At 55.6% G+C, this 21532-nt stretch carries 28 protein-coding genes; 9 read left to right on the top strand and 19 right to left on the bottom strand.

Features of this window, described 5'->3' with window-relative positions; genetic code table 11:
- Positions 1-6 precede the first annotated feature (6 nt).
- The 3 genes from KHP07_RS25960 to KHP07_RS25950 are packed head-to-tail and all read left to right on the top strand — an operon-like array spanning position 7 to position 1788.
- The gene (locus KHP07_RS25960; RefSeq protein WP_214498286.1) at positions 7-408 is read left to right on the top strand and encodes a VOC family protein; all 402 of its coding nucleotides are present in this window, start codon (positions 7-9) and stop codon (positions 406-408) included.
- A complete protein-coding gene (locus KHP07_RS25955) occupies positions 405-1382 on the top strand; it encodes a saccharopine dehydrogenase family protein (RefSeq protein ID WP_078046336.1) in 978 nt (325 codons plus the stop codon). The genes KHP07_RS25960 and KHP07_RS25955 overlap by 4 nt, the downstream gene beginning before the upstream one ends.
- On the top strand, positions 1330-1788 hold the full coding sequence (locus KHP07_RS25950; RefSeq protein ID WP_078046335.1) for an SDR family oxidoreductase: 459 nt from the start codon (positions 1330-1332) through the stop codon (positions 1786-1788). The genes KHP07_RS25955 and KHP07_RS25950 overlap by 53 nt, the downstream gene beginning before the upstream one ends.
- 39 nt (positions 1789-1827) lie before the next feature.
- On the opposite strand, the gene KHP07_RS25945 is transcribed toward KHP07_RS25950, so the two are convergent.
- A complete protein-coding gene (locus tag KHP07_RS25945) occupies positions 1828-2427 on the bottom strand; it encodes a TetR/AcrR family transcriptional regulator (protein WP_078046334.1) in 600 nt (199 codons plus the stop codon).
- Positions 2428-2598: 171 nt separating this feature from the next.
- On the opposite strand from KHP07_RS25945, the gene KHP07_RS25940 reads away from it, so the two are divergent.
- From KHP07_RS25940 to KHP07_RS25930, 3 genes are all read left to right on the top strand, one after another.
- Complete coding sequence (locus tag KHP07_RS25940) at positions 2599-3339, top strand: SDR family NAD(P)-dependent oxidoreductase (protein WP_078046333.1); 741 nt, start codon at positions 2599-2601, stop codon at positions 3337-3339.
- A gap of 205 nt (positions 3340-3544) precedes the next feature.
- Positions 3545-4030: a nuclear transport factor 2 family protein gene (locus tag KHP07_RS25935; protein WP_078046332.1), complete on the top strand. Its 486-nt coding sequence runs from the start codon at positions 3545-3547 to the stop codon at positions 4028-4030.
- Between the two features lie 125 nt (positions 4031-4155).
- On the top strand, positions 4156-4884 hold the full coding sequence (locus tag KHP07_RS25930) for an SDR family oxidoreductase (RefSeq protein WP_078046331.1): 729 nt from the start codon (positions 4156-4158) through the stop codon (positions 4882-4884).
- Positions 4885-5045: 161 nt separating this feature from the next.
- Here the strand turns inward: KHP07_RS25930 and KHP07_RS25925 are convergent, their stop codons facing one another.
- On the bottom strand, positions 5046-5411 hold the full coding sequence (locus tag KHP07_RS25925) for a hypothetical protein (protein ID WP_214498285.1): 366 nt from the start codon (positions 5409-5411) through the stop codon (positions 5046-5048).
- A gap of 175 nt (positions 5412-5586) precedes the next feature.
- Entirely contained in the window at positions 5587-5901 is a 315-nt protein-coding gene (locus tag KHP07_RS25920) for a hypothetical protein (protein WP_065945624.1), read from the bottom strand.
- A gap of 713 nt (positions 5902-6614) precedes the next feature.
- Here KHP07_RS25920 and KHP07_RS25915 point away from each other — a divergent pair.
- A complete protein-coding gene (locus KHP07_RS25915) occupies positions 6615-7367 on the top strand; it encodes a hypothetical protein (RefSeq protein ID WP_078046329.1) in 753 nt (250 codons plus the stop codon).
- Between the two features lie 175 nt (positions 7368-7542).
- Here the strand turns inward: KHP07_RS25915 and KHP07_RS25910 are convergent, their stop codons facing one another.
- The 7 genes from KHP07_RS25910 to KHP07_RS25880 form a co-directional block, all read right to left on the bottom strand.
- Positions 7543-8136, bottom strand: coding sequence for a hypothetical protein (locus KHP07_RS25910; RefSeq protein ID WP_214498284.1), 594 nt, complete (start codon positions 8134-8136; stop codon positions 7543-7545).
- On the bottom strand, positions 8133-8705 hold the full coding sequence (locus KHP07_RS25905) for an RNA polymerase sigma factor (protein WP_025855475.1): 573 nt from the start codon (positions 8703-8705) through the stop codon (positions 8133-8135). The genes KHP07_RS25910 and KHP07_RS25905 overlap by 4 nt, the downstream gene beginning before the upstream one ends.
- 152 nt (positions 8706-8857) lie before the next feature.
- Positions 8858-10498 carry a vWA domain-containing protein gene (locus KHP07_RS25900; RefSeq protein WP_214498283.1) on the bottom strand — a complete coding sequence of 547 codons (1641 nt, stop codon included), beginning with the start codon at positions 10496-10498 and terminating at the stop codon, positions 8858-8860.
- A gap of 112 nt (positions 10499-10610) precedes the next feature.
- Positions 10611-11261 carry a DUF799 domain-containing protein gene (locus KHP07_RS25895; protein WP_078046326.1) on the bottom strand — a complete coding sequence of 217 codons (651 nt, stop codon included), beginning with the start codon at positions 11259-11261 and terminating at the stop codon, positions 10611-10613.
- A complete protein-coding gene (locus KHP07_RS25890; protein ID WP_078046325.1) occupies positions 11258-11620 on the bottom strand; it encodes a DUF4810 domain-containing protein in 363 nt (120 codons plus the stop codon). Before KHP07_RS25890 ends, KHP07_RS25895 begins: the two co-directional genes overlap by 4 nt.
- 29 nt (positions 11621-11649) lie before the next feature.
- Complete coding sequence (locus KHP07_RS25885) at positions 11650-12330, bottom strand: CsgG/HfaB family protein (RefSeq protein ID WP_078046324.1); 681 nt, start codon at positions 12328-12330, stop codon at positions 11650-11652.
- Between the two features lie 38 nt (positions 12331-12368).
- Complete coding sequence (locus KHP07_RS25880) at positions 12369-12950, bottom strand: hypothetical protein (RefSeq protein WP_078046323.1); 582 nt, start codon at positions 12948-12950, stop codon at positions 12369-12371.
- Between the two features lie 269 nt (positions 12951-13219).
- Between KHP07_RS25880 and KHP07_RS25875 the strand changes: the two genes are divergently transcribed.
- The gene (locus KHP07_RS25875) at positions 13220-13831 is read left to right on the top strand and encodes a hypothetical protein (protein WP_078046322.1); all 612 of its coding nucleotides are present in this window, start codon (positions 13220-13222) and stop codon (positions 13829-13831) included.
- 16 nt (positions 13832-13847) lie between these two features.
- Positions 13848-14435 (top strand): hypothetical protein, encoded by a 588-nt coding sequence (locus KHP07_RS25870; RefSeq protein WP_078046321.1) that lies wholly within the window; start codon positions 13848-13850, stop codon positions 14433-14435.
- 63 nt (positions 14436-14498) lie between these two features.
- Here KHP07_RS25870 and KHP07_RS25865 read toward each other — a convergent pair whose 3' ends face one another.
- From KHP07_RS25865 to KHP07_RS25825, 9 genes are all read right to left on the bottom strand, one after another.
- Positions 14499-15131: a hypothetical protein gene (locus KHP07_RS25865; protein ID WP_100491776.1), complete on the bottom strand. Its 633-nt coding sequence runs from the start codon at positions 15129-15131 to the stop codon at positions 14499-14501.
- A gap of 107 nt (positions 15132-15238) precedes the next feature.
- Complete coding sequence (gene lepB, locus KHP07_RS25860; protein WP_214498282.1) at positions 15239-16027, bottom strand: signal peptidase I; 789 nt, start codon at positions 16025-16027, stop codon at positions 15239-15241.
- An 89-nt stretch (positions 16028-16116) separates the two neighbouring features.
- Positions 16117-16935, bottom strand: a complete 819-nt coding sequence (locus KHP07_RS25855; RefSeq protein ID WP_143523141.1) for a hypothetical protein — start codon at positions 16933-16935, stop codon at positions 16117-16119.
- 158 nt (positions 16936-17093) lie between these two features.
- Positions 17094-17663 carry a transposase gene (locus KHP07_RS25850; protein WP_250883731.1) on the bottom strand — a complete coding sequence of 190 codons (570 nt, stop codon included), beginning with the start codon at positions 17661-17663 and terminating at the stop codon, positions 17094-17096.
- Positions 17664-17993: 330 nt separating this feature from the next.
- Complete coding sequence (locus KHP07_RS25845; protein ID WP_214498281.1) at positions 17994-18389, bottom strand: SMI1/KNR4 family protein; 396 nt, start codon at positions 18387-18389, stop codon at positions 17994-17996.
- Between the two features lie 314 nt (positions 18390-18703).
- Positions 18704-19393 carry a transposase gene (locus tag KHP07_RS25840; protein WP_214498280.1) on the bottom strand — a complete coding sequence of 230 codons (690 nt, stop codon included), beginning with the start codon at positions 19391-19393 and terminating at the stop codon, positions 18704-18706.
- Between the two features lie 325 nt (positions 19394-19718).
- A complete protein-coding gene (locus KHP07_RS25835) occupies positions 19719-19973 on the bottom strand; it encodes a DUF7660 family protein (RefSeq protein WP_032612633.1) in 255 nt (84 codons plus the stop codon).
- Positions 19974-20244: 271 nt separating this feature from the next.
- A complete protein-coding gene (locus tag KHP07_RS25830; RefSeq protein ID WP_214498279.1) occupies positions 20245-20589 on the bottom strand; it encodes a hypothetical protein in 345 nt (114 codons plus the stop codon).
- Between the two features lie 321 nt (positions 20590-20910).
- Positions 20911-21357 carry a hypothetical protein gene (locus KHP07_RS25825; protein ID WP_214498278.1) on the bottom strand — a complete coding sequence of 149 codons (447 nt, stop codon included), beginning with the start codon at positions 21355-21357 and terminating at the stop codon, positions 20911-20913.
- Positions 21358-21532 lie beyond the last annotated feature (175 nt).

The following is a 21532-nucleotide window of genomic DNA, read 5'->3' as shown; positions in this document are numbered from 1 at the left end:
GTCACCATGCTGGATCATATTTTCCTGTCGGTAAGCGATATCACACGCTCCATTCGTTTCTACGAGGCGGCACTCACGCCGCTGGGCATCACCGCACGGCTGGACTACGACGGCAAGGACGGTCCGCCCGGGCATCCTGATTTGAAGGGCTTTGGCGCCAACGGGCGTATGTTCTTCTGGTTGCGTGAGGGGGTTGTTGAAGGGCGGGCAGCGCATTTGGGTTTCATCGCGCGCAGCAAAGCCGAGGTTGAGACCGCCTATGCTGCGGCGCTGGCTCATGGTGGCGTCGACAACGGCGCGCCCGGAGCGCGTTTGCACTACGACCCCGATTACTACGCCGCCAATATGCTGGACCCGGACGGGTACAGCTTGGAATTCGTCTTTAAGAACTGGCAACACGTCCAATGAATACACTTCTGATTTATGGCGCCACGGGCTATACCGGCCGCATGGCTGCCCAACGGGCCAAGGCGCTGGGTCTGCCTTTCGAAATAGGCGGTCGCAATCATCAGAGCCTGGTTGATCTTGCAGGCGAGTTGCGCGTGCCCTATCGCGTGTTCGAGGCAGATACCAACGCCGCTTGTTCGTTGGCAGGCATCACAGTCCTACTGAACTTCGCAGGTCCCTTTGCGCATACGGCTCCAGCTTTGATGGCGGCGTGCATCGAAGCCAAGGTCGACTACCTTGATATCACCGCTGAGATCAATATCTACCGGCTGGCTGAGCAGTTGAGTGTGTCTGCGGACGCTGCAGGGGTGATGATGTTGCCCGGCGTTGGCTGGGATGTCGTACCCACCGATAGTCTAGCGGCGCACGTTGCCCAGCGCGTCGTTAATCCCTTGGCGTTGAACATTGCACTCCAGGTGCCTGGGTCGATGTCGCGGGGGTCGGCGATGAGCGTTGGCGAGATCATTGGGGCGGGTGTGCTGGCGCGAATCGATGGCGAACTGGTCCCGACTCCGAACGCCCAGCCACGCCATTTTGATTTCGGTGACGGCGAGGTCTTGTGTGTGCCATTGTCATTCGGCGATTTGGTGACTGGTTGGCATACGACGCGGATACCGAACATCGCGATGTTCGTGCATATCTCCGGTGATGCGTTTCCTGAGGGGGACTTGTCACTGCTGGCCGATGGTCCCAGTGCTCAGGAACGTGATGCCAATCGAGCCCGCGCTGTGGTCGAGGTGATGACGGAAGATGGCAGCAGGTTGTGTTCGAAGATCGAGACGGTCAACGGATATTCCTATACACCGCTGGCGGCCATCGAGGCGGCGCGGCGTGTTCTGAACGGTGAACGACGGCCCGGCTTTGCAACGCCCGTAGGCGTCTTTGGTAACGGGTTCGCCGAGAGTATTCCCGGAACGATCATCAGCGATTTATAGGCGCGATGCCCGGTTTTCACAAAACAGGTTCCGCCTAGGCGGCGGGCGGCAGTTTGAATCTCGCTGCATCGCGCGCCGGCGGCAGACCAAGAAGCCGCGCGCTCCCTTTCCCGGCATTGGCGACTACGCAGCCAGCAAAGCCGCAGTTGCCGCTTATGGCCGGGCTTGGGCTCGGATCTGGGGCAGCGCCATATCACCGTCAATATCATCCGGCCCGGTCCCATCAACACAGAGCTCAACCCTGAGACCAGTGACATGGCGGGCGCCGATGGTCAAGCAAATGAAGGCTTTGGGTCGATATGGCCAACCTGAAGAAGTCGCTGGAGCCGTAGCGTTTTTAGTGGGCCGGATGCATGCCGTCTACATCAAGGGCGTGACGCTGAATGTGGATGGTGGGGCAGAATAGCTGAATTCGGAATGTGCAACTCGGTGGTAGGCGTGTGCGTTAGCGGTTCATTGGCTGCTCCTTACCCAGCTCATGAGCAATGAAACGGCCCGCCGTCTGTGCGGCCTCGATCAGCCGTTTGCGGGGCATGCCGTTACACGCTGCGGACGATAGCCCGCGCAGGGTAATCGAAAGGTAGTCGGTAAGGCATTGGGCTTTTTCGGGCAGTGCCTGATCAAGATAATCCCGAATCACCTTGACGCCTCCGTCCGCCAGAGTTTGCGCCATCTTGCGGGCAACCTCATCGTCCGCGCGCATGCCTTCAGTGATCATGCAGCCTCGAAGGACACTGTCCTTTCCATACTGCTTCGCCGCCGCGACCAGCAAGGCGGCAAGCGCCTCAGGTACCGGTCGATCCGGAGCGAGTAGTTTGTCCAACGGCAAAGCGTGCTCGCGGGCGTAGCGCAGCATGGCCTTCTCGAACAACTCAGCCTTGCTGCCATACGCGGCGTAGAAGCTGGGCGGCTTGATATCCATGGCTTCGACCAAATCCGTGAGGCTCACCGCGTCGAAGCCGTGTTCGTGGAACATGGCTTGGGCGATGGCGACTCCAGCCTCTCTGTCGAAAGCAGGGCGGCGCTGGCGGATTTTGTCGGTCATGGTGATCTCGTTGGTGTGGTCGTGATTGTAGCGACCGCTATATGCCGGGGCAACTGTGCTGAGCTGAATGGTAGATTTATATAGTGATCACTAAATGTCTTGCTTCATTTGCTAGCGCTATGTAGTGTTCGCTATATAAGTTCATTCCTCAGTACACACTGGAGCTTCAGCATGCAATTTCAAGACAAAGTCGTTCTCGTCACCGGAGGATCCTCGGGATTGGGCCTTGCCATCGCTCAAGAGCTGGCGGGCCAGGGCGCCACTCTGGTGATCACCGGGCGTCGGCAGGAGCAACTGGACGAGGCATTATCAAAGCTCGGGGAGCGGGCCAGCGCGATGATCGCAGACGTCTCGGTGATAGCCGATCTCGCTGTGCTGTTTGACGCAATCAAAGCCCGCCATGGTCGAATTGATGTGCTCGTCGCCAATGCAGGTATGGGCGAGATCGCTCCGCTTGGCAGCATCACAGAGGCCTACTTCGACCGCGTATTCAACACCAACGTCAAGGGTGTGACCTTTACCGTTCAGGGAGCGCTGCCGCTCATGGGCAAGGGCAGCAGCATTGTCATCATCGGCTCCACAGCTTCCATCGATCCCGGTCCTGGCCTGAGCGTATACGGTGCAACCAAAGCTGCACTGCGCACGCTGGTCAGAAGCTGGACGCTCGATATCAAAGGCAGCGGGGTGCGCATCAACCTCTTGAGTCCGGGCCCCGTGGATACCCCATCACTGCGCCATATGCTCGCGGAACACGCTGAGGCCGTGATCGAGTCCTTGAGTGAAAAAAGCACCATCGGACGTATCGGCCAAGCTCATGAGATTGGCGCTGCCGTGGCCTTCCTAGCCAGTGACGCCGCCAGCTATATCAACGGTGTCGAACTGTTCGCGGATGGCGGAGCGTCGCAGTCCTAGATCACTGGATAACTGCGGACCTCGAAGTTTAACCGCAGGGTTGATCCCATTTCCGTCGCCTGCCGCAAGGCTGTCAACTCGCTTATCAAATCATTGTTCGCCAGACGCCACATTGGATTGCCGCCAAGGTCGTCTGCCGAGTGCTTCCAACGTATGGCCACCGCTATACACCATTCCTTTGTGGGCTAAGGCCCAGGAGAGAGCCATGACCAACTCACCAGAAATACCCGCGCGCCTAGCCGCCGAGAGCGCCATTCACCGCCTTCACGCCACCTACATCCATCGTCTTGATAGCGGGGATTTCTCGGGTGTGGCCGAAGTACTTCAGCATGCGGTGATTCATGTGCTTGGCAACGAGACCTCCTCGGTTGAGGGGCTGTTAGGTTTCTTCGAGTCGGGTCTTCAGATCCATGCCGATGGTACGCCCCGTACGTGGCATTCGATCACCAATGTGCTGATTGATGTCGCTCCGTCAGGCGATAAGGCTAGTTCGGAAAGCTACTACACCGTGCATCAACAGCTTGACGGCTTTCCATTGCAGCCTATATGCGCCGGTAAGTACCTCGACCAGTTCGAGCTGCATCATGGGGAATGGCGGTTCACTCGCCGTGAGGTGACTTTGCGTTTTGCCGGCGATCTGCAGCACCACGTCAAGGGTGCCCAAAGCGATGCCGCAGCTCAGAGCTCCTGACAGAACAACACGCCCCATCCCCGGCTTGCTACACGACACGGGTATGGGGGCGGATGCTTCACATTGGCAGCCCAGCGCCTTGAAACGTACAGAAAAAGCATCTTCAGACTCCGAGGACTACCACAATGACTATCACACGACAGGCGCTTGTTACCGGCGCGAATAAAGGTATCGGACTGGCGATTGCCAAAGGGCTTGCCGAGGCAGGGTTCTTCGTCTGGATCGGCGCTCGCGATCGGAGCCGTGGCGAGCAGGCCGTTACCCAATTACGTAATGCCGGGCTCAATGCAGGTCTCCTTGAGCTGGACGTTGCGGTCGAAGACAGCGTGTATCGAGCGGCAGCGACTTTATCTGCTCAAATCGGTGCTCTCGATATCCTGGTCAACAACGCCGGAATTGCGGTTGACATGACCAAGGCACCCAGTGAAGTGCGAATGCAGGATATGAAAGCCGTTTTCGAGGTCAATCTGTTTGGCCCGGTACGCGTCACCCAAGCTTTCCTGCCCTTGCTGAAAAACGCTGACCAGGCTCGGATCGTCATGATGAGCAGCGGTGTCGGTTCGCTCACGTTGATAACCGATCCGACATCGATCTATTCGACCGTCAACCTTCTCGATTATACCTCGTCAAAAGTGGCGCTGAATGCCGTGACGGTCTCCTTCGCGAAAGAACTTGAACCGCTAGGAATCAAAGTGAATGCCGTGGAGCCTGGGCATGTGCGGACTGATCTCAATGGCAACTCGGGCGTATTGACTCCTGAAGAAGGGGCGGCAACAGTCATCAAGATGGCGCTGCTGGGTTCCGACGGTCCTACTGGTGGTTTTTTTGGAAGTAACGGTCGGCAACCTTGGTAATCACGTCGAGGCCGGCCGTTTGTGCATTGATCGATTCGATTCGCGCTCCCAAAGATTTGACTATCCGCTTATGGCCGACTGCTGCCTGTCGCAAATGGCTGCAGTCGACCCAAAGCAGTCATCTGAACCGCATTGATCGACAGAAATGTCCACCGCCAATCCTAAAATCGTGAAGGTAGCTCATTTCCGGTCTTGATATTCGAAAAGACCTCATCTGGATCTGCCTGACACCAATATCTGAACAGAAGGCGAGGTTCGGTATTTCCGAAATATTGATCAACGGTGCTGTCGGGCGGCACTGTCAATTTAGGTGCTGGCCATTGCTGCGCTAAAACACCTATTGGTTTGTCAGACGACCAAATAATCCAAGTAGCCTTGCCTCCATTGATACTCGGTAAGTAGCCGGCATCTTGTATCACTTCGATTAAGGCGCGCAGCGTTGCAGATGGATCGAGTCTGATCGACGTCGCATGGCTTCCCAGATCATCTCCTGCATGAACGCTATCTCGATCAATGGCAACTTCCAACGTGACTACTCCTTTTTTTGCAGCTGTGCTGCCACTAGATCGTCCAGCGTAGAGACATCAACGGCTACCTGTCCACAGTCTGCTTTTGGCCGGAAGCAGTCAGCTGAATGTACCTATAGATACCTGGGGCAACTCGCCCTAACGAGTTTTAATACCGTGCGATGCCTTTATGGCTTCATTGCGCCGACTCACAGGCCTTCAACGGCTCCTTGGGGTGCAATGCACAGATGTCGAAACCGTCACGCCGGGTATAGCCCGCACGCTTCATACATACAAATCGCTGGGCCATCTCTTGGAAGCTGGCTTTGGGATCAACGCCGGAGCCATTCTTCTCACCACACGCCAACATGGACGCAACCACATCCTGATGACTGGCGCCGGGTTTCTCCCACAAGTCGGCATCGGCCGTGGGGGGCTGGAATGGCTTGCTAAAGCAAGCGGTGACGTGGGGGCAAATCAACAGCGCAAATGCTACATTTTTGAGCCACATGATCAATCTCCTTATTCCCTGGTGCCGACGGGCAGCGGCGGTAGCGGCCCTCTAAGCAAAAGCCCCTAATTGATAAGACCCGCCTTAATCATCACAAACCGCTCCTCCCAGAGCATTCATTGATGTAACACCTATTTGCCATGTAACACGCATATGGGCAAACCAGTCACAGCCGTTTAACGCCATATAAATCATTTAAAATCATATACTTACATACTTAATTAGCACGCGTAACACCCGTAACACGGTTTTATCAGGGTATCCCCCTAGCCCCATTTAGTATTGCTCCTCCAGCGAAGCGAGGCGGGTCATGCTCTTGGCTTTGGTTCGATAGTGAGGACCCTAGAGCATTCTTAAAGGTACGGGGCAAAGAACCCACGCGTTCGTGTTAGCGGCTGGATTTTTTAAGTTGGTTGACAGGTTGATGTGGTTGACACCCATACCATGCTTGACGGCATGCAAGGTGTTCACTATCAGCAACAGATACAGCCACCTTTACCGATGCTGTAACGATGGCCCTTTTTCTTCAACATCCTTTCAATTTCAACGATTGAAATTTCAGTAACTTCCTACGCCTCCCACTAACTCGATCTCGCGGGTTTCATGCCCCGTACCTTCAAGAATGCTCCAGGGTCCCCGGCGACATATCAGACCTACCCTCCCACCAGATTCGGGGGTATTTTCTCAGGTCACCCACTGGAGTAGGAAACACCATGTTCTGGCGCAGAGACAAACCGCTGAGGGTAGAGCTGCTTACACCTATCCATGTCACTGCTTCCTCAGTCCCTGCACATCACGAGAAGTTAGATGACCCAGCTGCCAAGGAGGCGAAAACCAATACAGACCTGGCTTTCAAACTGATTACATTTGGAGCGCTAGCATCGCAAGCCGCGCTGGTGATCTACGGGTACTCGCTCCTATCCGGCAGATTTCAGCAGTTCGGTATCGACCAGAACGAGCTATCACTGAGCACACCCACACTGCTTCTGCATGGGTACACCAGTCTGTTCTCTGGTGCATTGGACGCTGCGGAACAATGGCCCATCGTAGGCCCCAGCCTCCTGGCATTCGCATTTGTGGCAATTGCTGCGCTCTTTGTTGCGGTTATAACGAGGAGGCCCAAGGCCAACGTAGTGATTGGACTTGCAGCATGGATAGGGATTGCCATGTTTATGGCGTTCTTCGCTCCTGGCGCCGGAGTTCAACAAGGTAGGGGGGCGGGGCTTGCAGATTTTAAAAGGTATACCCAGTTAGAAACTGCCGGGGACCTCGAAGCTGTGGATACGGTGGTAACCGACAAGGGCGAACGCCTGGTAGGCCATTTGATCCTGGCGGACAGCAAAAGTACGTTTCTACTCGTGGGCAGGACCCTATTTAAGCTTGATGGTACGACTGGCCGCGTAATCCGTGAGACGGAGCTGAAACAACGTCCTCCTGAGATGGAAAAGCTCCCACCAAAGGCGTAAATCCAAGCGCAGCAGAAAGGGCCATGTATGCCCACGTGTATGCCTAACCGACACACAACCTACGAGGCCCAGTAAATACGGCAGCCTAACCGCCCAGTTCAAACGACGCCGGGGCACCAGATAGGATGAGAAAGCCCCAGGTCGAAAGACCTGGGGCTTTTTTGTGGACGACGATTTAATGTTTCTGCAACGCCTCCAACAGCGCCGGCAAATCTTCACCGGGAAAGCGCTTGTACAACTCCAACAGCTTTTCATCCGCCGCCTTGGTTTCCCCAGCCTCACGCAGGCTCACAATCTCCTGCAACCCCTCCTCCAACCCCGGCAACACCACCGGCGCGCGCTTGCTGAGCTTGGCGCTCGACTCATCCGCCATCGAGCCCATGACTTGCGCGCTCTCAGCCTTGGGGGCTACAGCCAGTCGGGCCACCGGCGCCGGCGCGGACATCGGTGCCGGGGCGGGACGCGCGACTTCATCATGAAGCGCGGAGAAGGTCGCGGTGGAGATTTCGGGTTGCGGCACGGGTTCGCGCATCACCACGCCAATCATCAATGCCAAGCCTGCGACGGTGGCGAATGCCATCTGCCAGCGTGGCCGTTGGCAGGCGTGCAGCCAGCGTTGCCACAGGCTTGGCTGTGGTGCCGGGGCTTCGCGGCGGGCGGCGTTGAGGATGAAGGCGTCGAGGGACGCGGGCGGTTCGCCGGTGCTGTGTTGACGCATGTGCTGGAGCAGCAGGTCGTCGGGGTCCGGGGTGTGTCGGGAGTCGGTCATGCGGGTATCTCCTCGGCCAGCAGGCGGCGCAGTTTCTGCTGGGCGTAACGCAGGCGGCTTTTGACGGTTTCCAGCGGGGCGCCGGTGAGGGCGGCGATTTGCGGCACTTCGAGGTCGCCGTGCAGGCGCAGCAGGAAGACTTCGCGCTGGTCTTCGGGCAGGTCTTGCAGCGCGGCGTCGAGTCGCGCCTGGTCGCGGCTGAGGCTCAGTTGCTGCTCGGGGCCGGCGCTGTCGTCGGCCTGGGCGTGCAGTTGCTCGTCGTAGCTGTCGTGTAGCGGGTTGTGGATGCCGTGCTTGCGCCAGTAATCGATCAGGCGGTTGCGGGCGATCTGGAACAACCATGTACGAAAACTCGCCCGGCCTTGTGGCTGGGTGGCGCTGCGGATCAAGCTGAGCCAGGTTTCCTGGTAGATTTCCTCGGCCAGTTCGGCCTTGTTGCTCAAGGACACGAGGAACCGGTACAGGCCCTGGCGATGCCGCGCGTACAGGGCTTCGAACGCGGCACTGTCGCCGGTTCGGTAGCGGGCCAGCAGCGCTTCGTCGCTGGGTGAATCATCGGGTACGGCCATGTAGGTGGCGAACTCCTTTCGATGGATCAATGCAGATTTCCTGTGGGAGCCGGGCTTGCCCGCGATGCAGACGCTTCGGTGTTTCAGTCACACCGCATTGATGCTATCGCAGGCAAGCCAGCTCCCACATTGGTTCGACGCTGCAGGCAAATTCAGTGTTTGAGGCTTTGAGCCAGCTCCACCAGCTGCACGAACTCGTTACGCAAGCCGAACGGGTCATTGCCTCGGGCCGAGCGGGCCAGTGCGGCAGTGTCCTGCAGGCTCATGCTGCCAGTGTAGCGGCCATCGCCCTTGAGCTGTTGTGCAAAGGCTGCCACTGCCGCCGCGAAGCGCAGGTCGTCGCTCGCTTGGGTGGATTTATTGCGGATGGGGCGCTCGATTAACTGACTGTCACCCCCCGCCGCCGACTTGTAGCGCACGCGCAGCATCGCCAGCTCACCCGATTTATCCTCAGCTGCAGGCGCAGCAGCGTAGCGCAAAGGCTCCGACCAGCCCTTCTCGCCCTTGGGCACAATTTCATACAACGCAGTGACCGTATGCCCTGCGCCAATTTCACCGGCGTCGACTTTGTCGTTATTGAAATCCTCGCGTTTCAAGGCGCGGTTTTCATAGCCCAGCAGGCGATATTCACTGACCTGCGCCGGATTGAATTCCACCTGCAACTTCACATCCCGCGCCACCACCGCCAGGGTCGAGCTGAGTTGATCCACCAGCACCTTGCGCGCCTCGCGCAGGTTGTCGATGTAGGCGTAGTTGCCATCACCGGCGTCGGCCAATTGTTCCATCAGGTGTTCGTTGTAGTTATCCACACCAAAACCCAGGGTGGTGAGGGACACGCCGCTTTTGCGCTGTTCAACCGCCATTTGCTTGAGGCTGTCGAAGTCACTGATACCGACGTTGAAGTCACCGTCGGTGGCCAGCAGGATGCGGTTGATACCCTTGTCGATAAAGCCTTCGCGCGCCATCTGGTAGGCCAGCTCGATGCCGGATGCACCCGCTGTGGAGCCGCCAGCGGTGAGCTGGTCGATGGCGTTGCGGATCTTCACCTTGTCGCGACCGGAGGTGGGCTTGAGCACCACCCGGGATTCACCGGCATAGACCACCAGCGAAACACGGTCCTGTTCACGCAGTTGATCCACCAGCAATTTCAGCGTGCTTTTCACCAGCGGCAGGCCTTCGCGACGGTCCATGGAGCCGGACACATCCACCAGGAACACCAGGTTGGCCGGCGCCAGTTGGGCCACGGCGCGGTCGGACGCCTTGATGCCGATGCGCAGCAACTGGGTGTGCGGGTTCCAAGGTGTGGCGGCCACTTCGGTGGTTACGCCAAAGGGTGAGCCGTCAGTGGGCAGCGCGTAGCTGTAGGGGAAATAGTTAACCATTTCCTCAAGTCGCACAGCGCCTTCGGGCGGCAGGCTGCCTTGGTTGAGGAAACGCCTGACGTTGGCGTAGCTGCCGGTGTCGACGTCGACGCTGAAGGTGGACACCGGCGTTTCGGCCACGCGATGCACCGGGTTATCCGGCAGGTTTGCGTATTGTTCGCGGGGTTCGCTGCGGTACTCCATCGCCGCCGAGTCCTGCCTCATCATTGTCGCGCTCATGGGCGCCGGCATGGGCATGCGCTTAACCAGCGCGCCTTGCACGGGCACGCTTTGCAGCTCGGCGACAGGCGCCGCTTCGGCAGGCTTGGCTGCATCACGGGAAGAAGACAGCCCGCAACCGGCCAGCGCCACCAGCAAGGTAACGGCAAAGCCCTGGGCAGCAGGACGCAGGAAGAGCAGAGGACGGGACATGGGCTGAACCTCGTGAATGAATGATCCGTTCACAAGGTCAGACGCAGGGCGCAGGCTGTTCGGGTTAAACCGTTCGACGGGACAGAAAAACCTGCCCCGTCGAACCGCTCAATCAGTCCGTACCGTACTTCGGATTACGCGGACCGTACAGGATCCCCGCACGCTGCCCCGGCGACAGCAGGCGCGCACTGGTAATACCGGCGATCGGGTGCGCCGCATCGGTGGAGCTGTTGATCACCTGCTTGACCGCCGCCGTGATCAGCATGCCGACGAGGCCGCCACCGTTGTTGTTGCCTTCTTCGCTGGAAGCGCGCGCCGAGCCGGTCCACAGGGTGGTGCCGGTGCGCAGGTCCACCAGTTTGGCCGAGGCCGTCACGGAGGTGTCGCTGGAGATCAGCATGTACTTGGTGCCGTACTCGGTGACGGTGATATACAGCGCCGCGTCCGCCCCAAAGATGTCGTGCAGCTTGGTCGGCGGTACGGCCTGGATATCGTTGGCGGTGGTGAGACCGTTCTGGCGGAAGGTTTCGTCCACCAGGGCAATCGGCAATACGTAGTAGCCGGCTTCCGCCAACGGGTAGGTCACTTGCGAGACCATGCTGTAGGACGCCTGCACTTCCGGCGATTCATTGAGTGGCGGCAATACCAGGATCGACTTCGGTCGTGCCTGTTTGTAGGCCGTGTAATCAATGGTCTTGGGGGCTGCGCAACCGCCGAGCAAGGCCAGGGCCAGCAAGGCGCCGGTGAGTTTCAACAGGCTCATTTAGTGGCGACTCCGGTCTTGGCGTTTTTCAGCAAAAAGTCCATGTACGCAGCAGACTCAGGGAATAGCGCTTTCTCGGTGCGGAACTCCTGCACCATCTGGTCATCCTTGCCCATGCTCAGGTACAGCATGCCCAGGTGGGCGTGGTAGCCCGGCGGGGCCTTGCGGCCGCTGGCATTGATCTTCTGCAGATCCCGCTCCAGTGCCTCGACCTGTGCTTCCTTGGGCTCGCCCTTGAAGTACTCGTAAACCTGCGGCTGGTAGCTTTCCCACTGATACAGGGGTTGAGGCGCCGTATGGCACCCGGCGACCGCTGCGACTGCTGTCAGCATCAGCGCCAACTTGACTGCCTTGCTCATCCTTGTACTGCTCCTTGAGGTGCTGCTGATCAGTTGCGCGGGTTCCAGGCGCCGGCGTTGATGCCGTCGACGAGGCGGTTGATGGCTTCGCGCATGGCCAGGTCCAGGACCTTGCCATTGAGGGTGGAGTCGTAGCTGGCGGTGCCGCCGAAGCCGACCACTTCACGGTTGGACAGCGCGTATTCACCGGCGCCCTGGGTGGAATACACCACTTCGGACGTGCTGATGTTGACGATGTTCAGCGCGACTTTGGCGTAGGCCACCTGGGTCTTGCCACGGCCGAGAATGCCAAACAGCTGGCGGTCGCCGGTTTCCTTGCGGCCGAACTCGGTCACATCGCCGGTCACGACGTAGTCAGCACCCTTGAGTTTCTGCACGGTGCCTTTGATCGCGGCTTCCTGGGAGATTTCGCCCATGTTGTCGCGGTCCAGCACGCTGAAGCGGTTGGTCTGCTGCAGGTGGGTGATCAGGATAGTCTTGGCCTGGCCACCGAGGCGGTCAACGCCGTCGGAGAAAATGCCGCGCATGTAGCTGGAGCGGTTGTCGAACTTGCCCACGGCAATCGGCACACGCACGCCGGAATAGGCGACGTGGGCGCTGGCGACTTGTTCCACCGGCATTGCGCGGTTGCTCTCCGTGGCGCAACCGGCCACGGTCAGCAACGCTGCGGCGGTGAGGCCGGACAGCAGGATTTTGGACAGTGTTTTCACGGGGTGCTCCTGGAGTGAAAGTTTGTTCTGCAAATGAACTAGCGGGACGGAATGTTGCGTAAATCATCGACGATAAAGCGGCTCAACAGACCGGTGTAGAACGGCTCTACGTTGGCGTTGCCACTGCGGGTCAGAATCCCGCCGACCGTCTTGAGGTTCTGCCAGTGCCCAACCGCGCCGGCAGGCATCAAACCTTCGCGCGCCTGGGCGAAGTGCAGGACTTCGGTATCGCCTTTCCTGACGGTGACTTTGTAGTTGAAGTCCACACCGACCAGGTACTTGTTGTCTTCGATAAGCGGGCTGACCAAACCACCCTGGGTGTCCTGAATACGCCGGGCGTAGATCACGTCCATATCCAGGATGTAGTCGGCGGATGCCTTGCTGGTCGCATAACGCTTGGCCTTGAGCAGGCGATCGATCAGGTCGACGCCCAGTTGCTGGCGGACTTTGTCATCCGGCAAGAAGCGCTCGTTTTTACCCCGGACCTCAACATCAAAGTTGTCGAGCCAATAGGTAGCCGTCTTGGGAATGGTCACCGGCGCCGGGGAGATGTAGTAATCCGGCTTGGAGGCACAGCCCGCCATGAGGCAGGCCGCGAGAAATACGACAAACACACGCATGTCTGAATTCGTCCCTGAAAAGTATCGAGCTTTAAACAATCGCGGCATTTTACGGAGTTGAAAGCCGTTCTCAAGCTGTTTTGGCGCCAGGATAGTGTCGTTTTAATGGCACTGGCGCATAAGCCCCTGGCGTCAGTCCCTAAGACGTTGTGTGGCAAACAAAAACAATAATGGCTCTTGCCTCATCCTGATAAATAAAATTGCGTGCTCAAGTTATGCCCGTAAAGGGCGAGACAGTGGCTTGGTTCGTTCTTTTATAGGGATATTACGTGTCGAAAACCCTCCTACGGGCGACGGTGCTCTTTGCCGCGCTGTCGATGACCGGCTGTGTCTCCTACACCGTCACCGGCCCCATCGGCGCCCCGCTCCATCCGGTTTCCACCAGCAGCGCGCGCAGTGCACAAGTTGCCGATGTGACGGTGAGTGCCGCCGACGTCAACGAAGCCAACAAGACGGCCATCAGCCGCTCATTGACGGCCCAGATCAACCAATACGTGCGCACGGCGGGTTATTTCAAGCAGGTCACCGAGTACCCGGTACGCCTGGGTGAGCACGACGTCACGCTCAAATTCAACATGACTTCCCTCAAGGGCCATCGCGCCCCGCACCCGGCCTACGTCCCCGGCGCGCTGCTGACGCTGACCATTTGGATCTGGGTCAACGGCCCCATCTACGTGGACAGTTTTGACGTGGCCGGCGACCTGGTCATCGTCGATCGCGACGGCAAGGAACTGGCATCGGCGAAGGAGTCGATCACGTTCGAACACAACGTCGGGCTTTACAGCGGCCAGTATTGGGCGCCTTCGATGGGCGGCCAGCAACTGACCAAACTGATCGCGCAATTGCTCGACACCGCCACCGCCAAACTGGCGAAACCTTAGTTTCAAGGAGCAACACATGAAAGGATTGATCAAGCACAGCCTGGTACTCGCGGCGGTCCTGCTGACCGGCTGCGTGTCCTACTCGCAACACGAACTGCCAGTGGTACAGACCTGGCCACCGACCGCTCACGCCCCGGCGCAAAAACCTACCGCGTACGTGCGCACCACGGCGCAAAACCATGTCAACGGCGGCCCGGGCAATGCGGCAGTCGGCGCCCCGGTAGTGCTGTGGGAAAAGGCTGTGGCCGACACCTTCCAACAGTCCAACCGCTTTTCGCGGGTCAGCACCGACAAGGCCGACTCGGACCTCTATGTGGACGCCACACTGCACAACAATGAAGAATACAGCCCGGTTTCGGCGTTCATTACTGGCTTCACATTCTTCGTGATCCCCACTACCGCGAAAAACATTTTTACCCTTGAAACCGTGTTCAAGGACAAGGATGGCAAGGAGCTGGGCCGGGTCAAAAAGAGTGAGTCGGTGCGCACCTGGGTGCATCTGGTGCTGATCGTGGGCCTGCCGTTCCAGACTGATACGCGGGAAGTGGTCGAGACGTTGACGCGCAGCACACTGGACGAAGCAGTACAACGCAAGTTGCTGTAAACCGGCACGGGCGCACGCCGTTCTGTGTGGCAAGCGGGCTTGCCACACAGGCTATTCAAAGGGTCACTGAGGCCGGCACACGTTGTAAGCCTGGTTCTCGGCGACCTCTTCCATGTGATGACCAACGACGGTATTGAGCACCAACTGGCGCTCCGACTTCCCGGTCGGGCGGTAGGCTGGGCCCTGGGCATCGCGCTGCAACTTGAAACCGCTATTGCCCAGTTCCTTGACCAGTTGCACGCGCCTGGCCATGTCGCCATTGCCACGATGGTCGCTCGGCGAAAGGAACACGAAGCGCTCTTTTTGCAGCAGCCATACCGGCCTGTCACTGCCCTCGCTTTCGAAGATGTAGGCACAGTCCACCGATGCCACCGGGAAGCTGGCCTGGCTCACATAGTGCCCGCCCTCATACCCCACCAGCGTGACCAGGCCCGGTTGCACCACGGCAACCGCATCCTTTGTCTGGGTACCGGATTGAATGCCATAGTCCGAGTAAGCCCAACGCAAGGGGATGAACTGGGAAGGTGTCGCCCCCAGTTTCAAGTCGGCGTTGATCCGCGCCTGATCTTCGGCGCCTCGGTAGGGGACACCCTGGCAACCTGCGAGTGTTGCCAGGCAAAGGAGGATGAGCGCGGCCCGGCGTCGGCCGATGCTGGCCAGAATCGTCGGGCGTTTAGCGGTGTTATTGACGTCCATGCGGTGTCGTTCCAGGTTCAAGGTGTTTGTGTCTGTCTTGAGCGGGCGCAGATGGGCTCACACTCTTTCTCAATCGTGCCCGTGTACTTGACTGAACGTCGGAAGGCTCACGGGAATAACGTGCCGATACGTGCGCGATCATTCGAGAACCAGATCCCGGTGACCTTGCCCACCACCTCTGCAACCGGGACTTGGCCCATGAAGCGGCTGTCGTTGCTGTTGTAGCGATTGTCACCCAGCAGGTAGACGTGACCCGGTTCGACCTTTACCGGTGCCAGCGTCAATGACTCAGCGCCTTTGACCCGGTCTGCCGGTGCGTGGAAGAAGCCGAGGTTTTCGCCGTTGCGGATCAACTCGCCGTTCACGATGGCCAAGGTATCGCCGCCGATGCCCGCCACGCGCTTGATCGCTTCGGTGCCATTCCAGCGGTACACCACGATGTCGCCGACCTTGGGCGCACCGGCCTTGAGGTCGGACACGATGTAGTCGCCAATCGACACTGTGGGAGCCATCGAGCCTGTCGGCACGAAGTACGTATTGAAGCCCAGCAACGGCGCCCGGAGCACGGTCAGCAGAATCAAGGTGATCACGATCAGCACGCCAACGTAGAGCGCGTGGAACCGTTTACGCGGTACGTCCAGCGGGCCTGTATAGCGGCGTGCCAAAACGGCGGACGCAACCGCCGACGCCAGCTTCACCGCGATGATGAAGCCCAACAGCACATACAACCCGACCGGTGTTGCGATCACCCCGCAGAGGCCCATCAGGATGATACCGGTGTACAAGAGTGCCGCGACGCGGATGCCCCACTTGATGCGATCGACGTACACCAGGCCCCAGCCAGCTACCAGGCAGGACATGAGGAAGGCTTGGAGGGAGAGTTTTACAGGTTTCATTGATCATCCTTGATTAGGCCATCGGGCGCGCATGTTACTGCGTGGCTCGCCATTGCACGTAACCTTTAACCACTACGAATCAGCCAAGTTCAATAGCCTCCGGCATCCAGATCCGCAATGGACAACCAATAGTCGACCACTTTATCAAAGCGTTCATCACCGGCCCGAGCCTGCAATGCCACCAGTGCCTGGCGTGCATCGGCGATGGACCAGCCAGTGGAGTTCAAGGTCAGCCATGCGCAGTCAAGGCGCCCCGCTTGCATATAAGCCTCGAACAACGGCTTTTTCTCGCGTTCAGGATCAAACCACGCGGGCAATTCCACGCCTTTGGGCACCGGCATGTGCTCGTCGACAACTTCAAAATAGCAGCTGCTTTCCCACCAATCAGGGGCTGGGGCGGACGGGTTCGGGAAGTTTCCGGTGTAACGCGTTACGCCGTCAGCAACACTGGCCAGTGGCGTCAACGTCTTGAACGGTTCGACGTTGGCGAAGCCTTTGGGGTCGTCGCCACTTTTCAAAGATTGCGCATCCAATGCGCCCAGGCAATCAAGCCCCACCGCCTTGGCGAACTGCTCAAGTTCGGGCGTGACACCCTCCTCAAGACTCATGGACATCATGGCGAGCACGGCCATCAGTTGCTCAGGCGTGCGGGCGATCTCGACGGTCATTCGGTCGCTGCCAACGTACATTTTTACGAAGGTGGGTTCACGATCAACAAACCAGTGCTTCCAGTACCCAATATAGGTAGGCCGAGATCCGTCACTCCATATCGGGATCAGCGCAGGTGGAAACCCATACCACTCGGCAGGGGCCTGCAGCGTGCAAATGGGCGGGTCGATGCTTCCATCGGCGCAGGCCACCAACGCGTGGGGTAACCCCAGCGCTTCCAATGCTGTTTTAACGTTCATGCCTTCACCGTTTTGGCGCCAGGGGCGTCGACCATTCGGGGATCTCTATTCGGTGCAACGGAGAAATAGGCCCCACCCAGATGTTAGAGGTCGCGCTCGTTTGTTGGTGTATCAGTTGATGAGCCTCGCGCGAAGGTACGGGCACAAGATGGCGAGGGTCAACGATCTGCGTTGGGAAATCTGTCTTGCCGAAGTTCCAATGGTGAATAGGATTCGGCTCGTTGCACGGTACTGCTACCTAACTCTCTATAGACCGCATGTGGGCTTAAAAAGCTTGATGGCTCGCCCTGTGCATTTGCCCTGTAGCTGGTCCAGCGATAGTCGCCCGGATGAGCAACCATGCCCGCTCTAACCGGATTCATTTCGATATATCGATAGCAAGCTAAAACATAGTTGTCTTTTTGAACCAGACAGGAGCGGAAACGTCCTTCCCACAACGTGCCCGTTCGTTGATAGGTTCGATTGATGTATTGAACGTAGCGCTGCCCCAGCCCTTTCATAAGTAGACCAGCCCCTGCGAAGCAGGTGGGAGTCAACAACAAGTGAACGTGATTTGTCATCAAGCACATTGCGTGAATTTCACAGCCATACAATTCAGCAAGCAGGTCTAATTTATCAACGTAAAAAATATAGTCTTCGTCTGAATAAAAACACTCAGATCGGTTGTTTCCCCGCTGAATCATGTGCAACGGGATATCCGGCAGTATAACTCTAGGACGGCGAGCCATATAAACCCCCAAATGAATAAGAGCTTACAGCTTAGCCGCCCATCACCAGGCCAACAAAATCGAACAATTACAAAAAATGAATCATATTTTAAAAGAGCAATTCTGCTGAACTCTAAAAAGCGCAAAACCGTGGTCTGACCACTATATTTTCCCAATTCCTTATAACAATCATGAGGCGTTATAAGTGCTGAAGGTTCCAGCTGTGCATTTGCTCGGGGGAAATAGGGGAAATAGGGGTCAGACCAGCAATATACATAAGTGCACTAATCGTGGTCCGCCCCCTATTTTCCTCCCCTATTTTCCTTTCTATTTCCCTGACCCCTATTCCCCTCAACTCAGTAAACCATATAAAAAACAAGAAAATTCATCAGACAACTTTCTAATATTCATATTCGATGAGTCCACTTCGACTACAGACCAGTTGTCGTTTGTATCGAAGCCGAAGCATCGGCCCTGCATATCATCTCCGAAAAATCGAATATCCCGAAAAGCGTTAGCAGTACCTGCATCAAAAATCTCTTCAGCCTCTAAAAAGCCGCTGTAAAGCATGATACCTGCATAGTCAATTTCTCCAGCACCAAAGTCTTTTAAGAATGCCAGATAATCTTCGGGAACATTTTGAAAACTGTCTCTTATCGCACGTAAAACTGCATCATCCACAGCGTCTAACCCATCCAATAAATGCTCATCTTTCTTCTCTCGCATCAAAACTTCAAAGTTCTCCATCAGAGCCTCTCTATTTTTTATCTGAGAAAATTTCTCGCGCTACGCTCCCCGCGCGATGGATTCCACCTTGGCGCTGATCCGGGAATCTAGCAGGGTGCATGTTCCACCATTCATTAGGCCCCCCAAAGCTATTTTCAATAATATGATGTGCATCGAAAGGTTGCCCCGCCTTTCGTGACACTGTAAGCCCATTCTTAGCAAGAACGTCCTCAGTATAGCGCGGCCACATTTGGCCTGTATTAGCCTCCCATTGACTGATTAAGTCATTCTTCACTTTATGGAAATAGGGGTCAGACCACTATTCTTCTATTCTTTTAGCTCACACTCCTTGGGCGTCCTGACACCCCCTGCGAAACTCGTTTACCTAATGCCTGCTCAATCTCGGCCGCAAACTTCTGATCGCCCAAAACGTAATTACCGTTTGTAGAAAATCGAATTTGCTCTATCAACTCAGGTGAAAGCCGATCCTTGAATAAAGACCGGTAGGATTTGGCTCGCTGCATGGTGCTGCTACCTAACTCTCTATAGACCGCATGTGGGCTTAAAAAGCTTGATGCCTCACCCTGTGCATTTGCCCTGTAACTGGTCCAGCGATAGTCGCCCGGATGAGCAACCATGCCCGCTCTAACCGGATTCATTTCGATATATCGATAGCAAGCTAAAACATAGTTGTCTTTTTGAACCAGACAGGAGCGGAAACGTCCCTCCCACAACGTGCCCGTTCGTTGATAGGTTCGATTGATGTATTGAACGTAGCGCTGACCCAGCCCTTTCATAAGTAGACCAGCCCCTGCGAAGCAGGTGGGAGTCAACAACAAGTGAACGTGATTTGTCATCAAGCACATTGCGTGAATTTTACAGCCATACAATTCAGCAAGCAGGTCTAATTTATCAATGTAAAAAATATAGTCTTCGTCTGAATAAAAACACGCAGACCGGTTGTTTCCCCGCTGAATAATGTGCAACGGGATATCCGGCAGTATAACTCTAGGACGGCGAGCCATATAAACCCCCAAATGAATAAGGGCTTACAGCTTAGCCGCCCATCACCAGGCCAACACAATCGAATAATTACAAAAAATAAATCATACTTTAAAAGAGCAATTCTGCTGAACTCTAAAAAGCGCAAAACCGTGGTCTGACCCCTATTTTCATCCAAAAGCATCCCTTTTTCGCTCAATGCCCTTCCAACTTGCCCCTCTAATACCTCTCCCATCACATTTGATTTAAGCGCCCAGAGAAATAGGGGTCAGACCACCAATATACATTGGTGCACTAATCGTGGTCTGACCCCTATTTCCCTCCAACGAACCAATTAAAACGCTAATACTATTCGTAAATCTTAGATGCAAACAATATTTTTGCAAATGTCTGCCAACTAGGGACGAGGGCTTCCTCATCTCCAGAGTTCATTGCATAGAAATTCATTGCTCGAACCCAAGCTTCCATTGCATCCAAAAACCTTTCCAGCGTAGGGTTTTCCCACTCGCCTGAATTCAGCTCCAAATCTTCCTTAAGCCCACAAATAAAATCTGCAAACTCCTCTCTTGTTTTAATACTCTCAATCATCTTATCTAAATCCATAAGTCACCTATTTACAAACCCCACGAACACAAATTATAGAGCCGTTGTTTGGTGTAGTCATCTTCCTTCCAATTTCCTTGGCTATTTCGGCCTCGGTGGCGGGAACGATTTTGATGGGCACACCGGCTGCAGATGCAGCTAGAACTCGACGATTATCTAAACTATAGACTAGCCCATCCTTTTCAAATACTCGAACAGCTGGCAAGTCAGCTGGCGAGAAATAGGGGTCAGACCACCAATATACATTGGTGCACTAATCGTGGTCTGACCCCTATTTTCTTAAGAGATGTTCCGGAGAATATCCAAAACAGAAAAAGTCCCGCATTTCCTCAACAGAAAACTCAATCAAACTTGCAGCTTCTAGATACCGAGAAAAGGTATTGACATCCAGCACAGGGATGCCACCTCTAAAATTAGCTACTACATCATCATAAAGATCCGCGTCCATTTCACCAGCATCTATATAGGCTTTGTACTCCACCCCAACATCGATGCAATAGTTTTCTTTATCATCAACAACATAATAATATTTGCCACTTACAACAAACATGGCCACATCTTTTCGCCCTTCAAAAATATCATGAAGTACATCATTTAAGTCATTTTCCAAATTCATCAAAAAACTCCTTGCTCGTTATCACTCTAGCTTTTGAAGAACTCTGCTCTATCAATCTATCCCAAACTTTTTTAAAAACGGGGACGTAGAAAAACGGGGACGGATTTATTTAGGTTTGGCGCTGGTCGGTACTAAATAAATCTGTCCCCTTTTCTCGAAACTCAAACAAAAAGGGTGTCTGGCCCCGATCACCCACTCGAGATGCTCGTCCATACTGATGTGGATGTTGCTGTAAAATTCGCATCATTAGCCGCTGGTTTACCGTTACCGACTAACTTTGTTTCACCAGACGGCGAGCCGCTCGCAGGTCCTTTTGAACCATCAACTTACCCAGGAAATGTGATTTCCATCTAAGTAATATAGTCCCTCAAGCCTTCCTGAAATTTCAGGCAGCTCGAGAAGGGAATCTGAAATATATGAGAAAGGAAGTCCGTTCCTTAGCTCTTGAGCTCTTGCAGAGTAGTCTGCCCAAGAAGGTTCAACCATCCCATTCCATAATGTAACAAACGAGCCATCTTCAAGAAGAATGACAGGCTTTAAGTACTCAACTTCCCCACCGCCATCCCAGTACAGATAGCCCAAGTAACTAGTACCATCTCCCCCAACAAAACTAGCGCGAACGATTATTTGAGCGTCAGTACAAGTTTCCTTATCAATGAGAGGGCGAACTGTTAACTCATCTTCCGCAGACTCATCCATAGGAAAGTACCAAACACCACAACAAGCAAGATCATCAATAGCTAGTTCATATATCTGTTTATCAGTCATGCTTGCATACCTATTTAATCAGGTGCTTTATTGACTCAAACAATTCGGGCCGTCCTATACCGCCATAGGCTTTCTGCAACGCTGAGCTTATTTGACCAGAAGTATACGTAGCCGGCTTAACGCCTACCAGGGGAGACAAACATGAAATAGGGGTCAGGCCACCAATATACACTGG

It is taken from the genome of Pseudomonas sp. VS40, from assembly GCF_018587885.1.
Classification (GTDB): Bacteria; Pseudomonadota; Gammaproteobacteria; order Pseudomonadales; family Pseudomonadaceae; genus Aquipseudomonas; species Aquipseudomonas pergaminensis.
The sequence above is the reverse complement of the archived record's forward strand: the minus strand, read 5'-3'. Positions and strand labels throughout refer to the sequence as shown.